A 5,707-nucleotide genomic window follows, 5' to 3' on the forward strand; every position below is an offset into this window, starting at 1 on the left:
TTTGGTTGCTTACAAGCTCCACCCAATAAATTTTTATTACTTTCTGTCGTTGAAACTGGTTCTTTTTCTCTAATCACATGCTGAAATGGCACCGGTTCTTTACTAAACTTCTCACTCAATTCTAAAACTGAATTCCAAGTTCCAACATCCAACCAATCGAAATTAGCTTCTATCATTGCAACGTTTTTTGCTTTCTCCATCACCAAATAATCAATGGATATGTCTTTAATTCCTGCAAAATCTTGTTGTTTTAAATATAGAAATCTCTCTTGCGGTGTGAAATGTTTAAAACATGAATTGTAAAGATTCAGGGCAGATTTTTTGATCTCATCTATGTAGCGTTTTGCTTTAAACACAAATATTCCAGAGTTCCAATAATGATCGTTACTTAACTTACGCTCGGGTTTTTCTGTAAAATCTTTCACTATATGATATTTTTCTTTCTGATCATAAACTGCATTTATATAACCGTATTCAGAATTGAATTCATTAGGCTTAACCCCAAAAGTGACTATAGAGTTAGTTTCAGAGGCTAACTTAGACGCTTTTTGAGTAGAAGCATAAAAACTATTCAAATCACCTATGAAATGATCTGAAGGCAGAATTAACATTGTCTCGTTTTCATTGCAGAGAAGCGCAGCAATTAATATTGCCGCTGCTGTTCCAATTTTCACTGGTTCGAAAATCACTTTATATTCTTGCAGTGCATGCAATTCCTCCATCACTAATGACTCGTACTGTATATTTGTAGCAATTATGGGCGGCATATAATCGCTTTTCAGCCTCAACAAAGTGTTGTGAAACATAGTGTTCTGACTAAATATTTCCTGAAATTGCTTTGGCTTAGATAAAGGCCAAAGTCTGCTACCACTACCACCACACAATATTACAGGGCGCATTTAGTTAAGATATTAATTAAATAATTAATATCTTATACTGAGGGCAAAATACATGCAAGTTTTTGTTGTGGAATAGTTAATAAAGAAAGTAAATGTTGATTTAAAGTAATTGCTAATGAGAGTGATCATGTGTAGCGCCTTGCCCTTGCTGTGAATTTCTTCTATTTTGTAATTCCTCAACATGACCTTTTCTTTTATCACTTAATATTTCATTACCCTTATTTTGTTCTTCCTCAGGACTCTTTAGTATTTCATTACTCTTGCTAACTTCTTTATCATTCCCTTGTTTCTTTGGCCTTCTAGCGTTAAGCTCATCCCATGTGCCCACTATACTAAGTGGCTTATGATCCTTTTGCCCTGGCTTTAGCCTTTCTCCACCCTTAATAACATTAAAGTCACTTTTTGCTTCTTCCCAACATCCTTTCAATTGGTGTTTCCACATAGTGAAGTAAGCATCACCATATTTTTTCTCATTTGCTACAAACAATAAAATTGGAGCCTTAAGTATGGTAGCTCCCATATCCACTAAATTTTTTACTGCCGCTGCAGGAGTGAATAAAAGATAACCAAAAGACTTTGCAATTGGGTTTTGGTTGCTTATTAAATGCTCCCCTAACTTTATAGGAAGAGAAGTCAACAATTTAGTACAAACTTTAGCCAAGCTTGTAGCAAAAACGATAGGAACAGATATAAGACTTTTATCTAGCTCTAAATTACCATTCTGATCTCTAATTTCTGAAAAATGGGTGCTTAGCTTTTTGTAATCACTAGTGTATAATAATTCTCCATTTCTTCCTTTTTCATCAACAACTTCCTGAACTTTACCTTCTTTATTTTTTACCTCTTTAGTTAGCACAGAAGAGTTAGTTAATTCAAACGGATATTGAGGATCTTTAGTTTTTTCAGCTTCAAAAATTGGCACGTGTTTTTTCAAATCCATTCTCGAAAAGCCTAATGGCTCAAAATATGACTTATGCAACTCATTTATCGGAATTTGCTTACCCTGATTGTCTATATAATTGATAGTAAAATAAGATCTATCATTATCTTTATCTTTGGTAACTAAAGATAATCTGAAACTTGGTTGTTCTCCATTCTCATCTTTTTGACCATACAAAAGTTTATAGGTTGGATTTTTATCTTTATCTAGTATAGCATTTCCATGCATATCCCTGTTTTCTATGATTTTAGCAGACTGTACAATTTGATCATAATTTTTTGGATACTGGCATTTCCTTCCATCATACATCATTACCTTTCTAAGGTCTTCGACGTAAACTTGAGATTCAGGTGAAGTAAGCAGACCTTTTGCTTTAAGTGTAAGATCTATTGCTCCCTTTTTTAATGCTTCAAACATATTGTCAAACCAAAATCGCTATAATGCTATAGTTCAATAATAAAACTAGTACACTAATAATATATTAACACAGCACCGGTGATTTTACAAGAAAATATGCCTGTAGAAGATAAAGATTGTAAAAGCGAGGGTTATATAAGTAATGCTTGATAAGTACTTTATGCATGTAATTGTAAAAATCCTCAAAGGTACGCTGTGTATATAATCTTCGCATACTACCTGCATTCCAAGAACTGCGTGCCAAAAAATGCAAAACAACAATACAACAAAAAATAAAAGCTCTAGAGGGTGATTAATAAATTTTTCACTAAAAGACAAAGAGCTATCAGTATAAAATGTGCAAGAAAATGAATAGATAAACCAAGGAAACAGGAACAGTAAAATTACCGCAGAAACACGCTGAACCCACCAATGATGTACTGAATTTCCAGACTGACTCATATAAACATAAATAAAAAAGCCATAGTAGAAAGAAGTAGCGTTACTGTCAGCAGTATAGCACTCCTTGAAACGCCAGTAATTTCTAAATTAAGCCCAGCATCCCACAATAAATGACGAATACCATTAAGAAAATGATATACAAAACTTATAAAACATAAGACATAAGCTAATTTAGCAACAGGAGTGAATAATAATGCATTTAAGTACCTTACTATAAGTAACTCAGGAAAGTAAACATGTAATATGAAATACCAAGAAAGTATCATTAATAAAAGGAATAGCAAGATACCAGTCAATCTATGCATAATAGAGAAAAAACTAGTAACTTGTACTTTATATATTTGTAAATGTGGAGAAAGAGGTCTATCACTCATAAAATCCGTTATCGGGAAATTAAAATAAAGTAGAAGTAAAGACAGCAGTATAGCACATAACAACACCATCATTAAAAATGGTAAATTATGTGCAAAGCCTAAGGAGGTAATCCAGCTGCAGATTCCCCTACTGCTACCTTGTTACGACTTCACCCCAGTCACCGATCCCACTTTAAATAACTCCCTCCTTGCGGTTAGGTCGTTAGCTTCGAGTGAAACCAATTCCCATGGCGTGACGGGCAGTGTGTACAAGACCCGAGAACGTATTCACCGTGGCGTGCTGATCCACGATTACTAGCGATTCCAACTTCATGCACTCGAGTTGCAGAGTACAATCCGAACTGAGATGGCTTTTAAGGGATTAGCTTAGCCTCGCGACTTTGCAGCCCATTGTAGCCACCATTGTAGCACGTGTGTAGCCCACTCCATAAGGGCCATGATGACTTGACATCATCCCCACCTTCCTCCAGTTTATCACTGGCAGTTTCCTTAAAGTCCCCAGCATTACCTGATGGTAACTAAGGATGAGGGTTGCGCTCGTTGCGGGACTTAACCCAACATCTCACGACACGAGCTGACGACAGCCATGCAACACCTGTGTGAAACCCGGCCGAACCGACCCTATCCCTTCGAATAGGTATAATTTCCATGTCAAGGAGTGGTAAGGTTTTTCGCGTTGCATCGAATTAAACCACATGCTCCACCGCTTGTGCGGGTCCCCGTCAATTCCTTTGAGTTTTAATCTTGCGACCGTAGTCCCCAGGCGGAATGTTTAACGCGTTAGCTGTAATACAGAAAGTAAAACTTCCCATATTTAACATTCATCGTTTACAGCGTGGACTACCAGGGTATCTAATCCTGTTTGCTCCCCACGCCTTCGCGCCTCAGCGTCAGATTTGAACCAGATAGACGCCTTCGCCACTGGTGTTCCTCCTAATATTTACGAATTTCACCTCTACACTAGGAATTCCTCTATCCTCTTTCAATCTCTAGATTAGCAGTTTTAAAAGCAATTCCAAGGTTGAGCCTTGGGATTTCACTTTTAACTTACTAATCCGCCTACGCGCCCTTTACGCCCAATAATTCCGAATAACGCTAGCCCTCTCCGTATTACCGCGGCTGCTGGCACGGAGTTAGCCAGGACTTCTTCTGTGAGTATCGTCATTATCTTCCTCACTAAAAGAGCTTTACAACCCAAAGGCCTTCTTCACTCATGCGGCATGGCTGGATCAGGCTTTCGCCCATTGTCCAATATTCCCCACTGCTGCCTCCCGTAGGAGTCTGGACCGTATCTCAGTTCCAGTGTGGCTGATCATCCTCTCAGATCAGCTATAGATCATTGCCTTGGTAGGCTATTACTCCACCAACTAGCTAATCTAATATAGGCTCATCTAATAGCAATAAATTTTTCCCCCGTAGGGCGTATACGGTATTAGTTGCCGTTTCCAACAATTATTCCGTACTACTAGGTAGATTCCTATACATTACTCACCCGTCTGCCACTAAGTTATACTATAGCAAGCTACAATATAACTCCGTTCGACTTGCATGTGTTAGGCCTGCCGCCAGCGTTCATTCTGAGCCAGGATCAAACTCTCAAATTTAGACTTCAACCTATAAAAGGTTGAGGGTACATCGGATAAATCCGACAAAAAAATAATTTAGCTTAATACTGCTGTCTTTATTTCTACTTTAGAAATATTTTAATCTCCAACTATTCAAACAACTTTGAGAACATTATTATGTGATATAATCACTATGTCAATATGTTTTTGCAAATCAAAAGCATTAATGTATAAATATATAACTATTTGGAATATTACCATGAAAAAATACATCTTTCTGCTTGCACTCGCGCCAATGTTAGTTGGCATCACATTATACTTATTGCGCAACATTGATAACACAAAACAATCTATAACTGCAGGTGACAAGTTTTACGAAGTATTATTCTTAAAAAAAGATAATAAGCCGCTGCTAGAAGAAATAGATTCAAATTGGGAGTATTTAGCAAATTTTGAACGCGCATTCAATCATATCTCAGATTCAATGCCAACAGACACAGCATCTATTTATAATGATTTGGCAGATGATAAAGATGCTCCTGATGTTTTTCGTGAGTTAGCACAATATTTAGAAGTAATGAGCTTACTTCACTCCAACGGTGAAAAAATAAATAAAGACAAAATTGATAATTTAGAATCAAGCACAGTATACCCTTATTCAAGCCAAGAAGCCATCGCTATAGTAAAGATACACAATAACGACGTTAAGGGTGCAACTGAAATATTACGTTCCCTATTAAATGATAGAAAATGCCCTATCCTAATCAAAGCTAATGCACAAGAATTACTCAGGATATATGGGAGTTAACTCATTAGACTTTTTACATAGCTTTTGGCAGCGCATTGGATGAAACGAAAAACTTCCTTGACAAGCCTCGCCAGCTCCCTTATCATGATAGTGAAGCTATTGTATTTGCTTTCGCCAATCTGCAGATTAAAAGGTAAGGATTACTTAATGTATCGGCGTCTTATGTTCAATTTTTTGCAGTATATAGATACTATATGTCTTTACAAAACTTCATCTACATCTAGATTTTTATCTAAATAAGCTGAACGCGCTTATAAAGCGTT

At 36.7% G+C, this 5,707-nt stretch carries 5 protein-coding genes and 1 rRNA gene; 1 reads left to right on the forward strand and 5 read right to left on the reverse strand.

The annotated features are described in order from the left end of the window. The 5 genes from ACIPNH_RS03495 to ACIPNH_RS03515 form a co-directional block, all read right to left on the reverse strand. On the reverse strand, window positions 1-899 hold an 899-nt coding region (locus ACIPNH_RS03495; RefSeq protein WP_400771757.1), incomplete at its 3' end, for a mannose-1-phosphate guanylyltransferase. Between the two features lie 112 nt (window positions 900-1,011). Then, window positions 1,012-2,256, reverse strand: coding sequence for a hypothetical protein (locus ACIPNH_RS03500; protein WP_400771759.1), 1,245 nt, complete (start codon window positions 2,254-2,256; stop codon window positions 1,012-1,014). Window positions 2,257-2,340: 84 nt separating this feature from the next. Then, on the reverse strand, window positions 2,341-2,697 hold the full coding sequence (sdhD, locus tag ACIPNH_RS03505) for a succinate dehydrogenase, hydrophobic membrane anchor protein (protein ID WP_010963113.1): 357 nt from the start codon (window positions 2,695-2,697) through the stop codon (window positions 2,341-2,343). Then, entirely contained in the window at window positions 2,694-3,071 is a 378-nt protein-coding gene (sdhC, locus tag ACIPNH_RS03510) for a succinate dehydrogenase, cytochrome b556 subunit (protein WP_007548462.1), read from the reverse strand. The genes sdhD and sdhC overlap by 4 nt, the downstream gene beginning before the upstream one ends. A gap of 99 nt (window positions 3,072-3,170) precedes the next feature. Then, window positions 3,171-4,675, reverse strand: a 16S ribosomal RNA gene (locus ACIPNH_RS03515). Between the two features lie 154 nt (window positions 4,676-4,829). Between ACIPNH_RS03515 and ACIPNH_RS03520 the strand changes: the two genes are divergently transcribed. Beyond that, complete coding sequence (locus ACIPNH_RS03520) at window positions 4,830-5,444, forward strand: hypothetical protein (RefSeq protein WP_264707467.1); 615 nt, start codon at window positions 4,830-4,832, stop codon at window positions 5,442-5,444. Window positions 5,445-5,707 lie beyond the last annotated feature (263 nt).

It is taken from the genome of Wolbachia endosymbiont of Drosophila barbarae, from assembly GCF_044752445.1.
GTDB lineage: Bacteria > Pseudomonadota > Alphaproteobacteria > Rickettsiales > Anaplasmataceae > Wolbachia > Wolbachia pipientis.

Excerpts from the sequence above, each read along its gene's own strand:
- sdhD (WP_010963113.1), bottom strand. The coding sequence starts at position 2,697 with ATGAGTCAGTCTGGAAATTCAGTACATCATTGGTGGGTTCAGCGTGTT.
- sdhC (WP_007548462.1), bottom strand. The coding sequence starts at position 3,071 with ATGAGTGATAGACCTCTTTCTCCACATTTACAAATATATAAAGTACAA.
- ACIPNH_RS03500 (WP_400771759.1), bottom strand. The coding sequence starts at position 2,256 with ATGTTTGAAGCATTAAAAAAGGGAGCAATAGATCTTACACTTAAAGCA.
- ACIPNH_RS03520 (WP_264707467.1), top strand. The coding sequence starts at position 4,830 with ATGTCAATATGTTTTTGCAAATCAAAAGCATTAATGTATAAATATATA.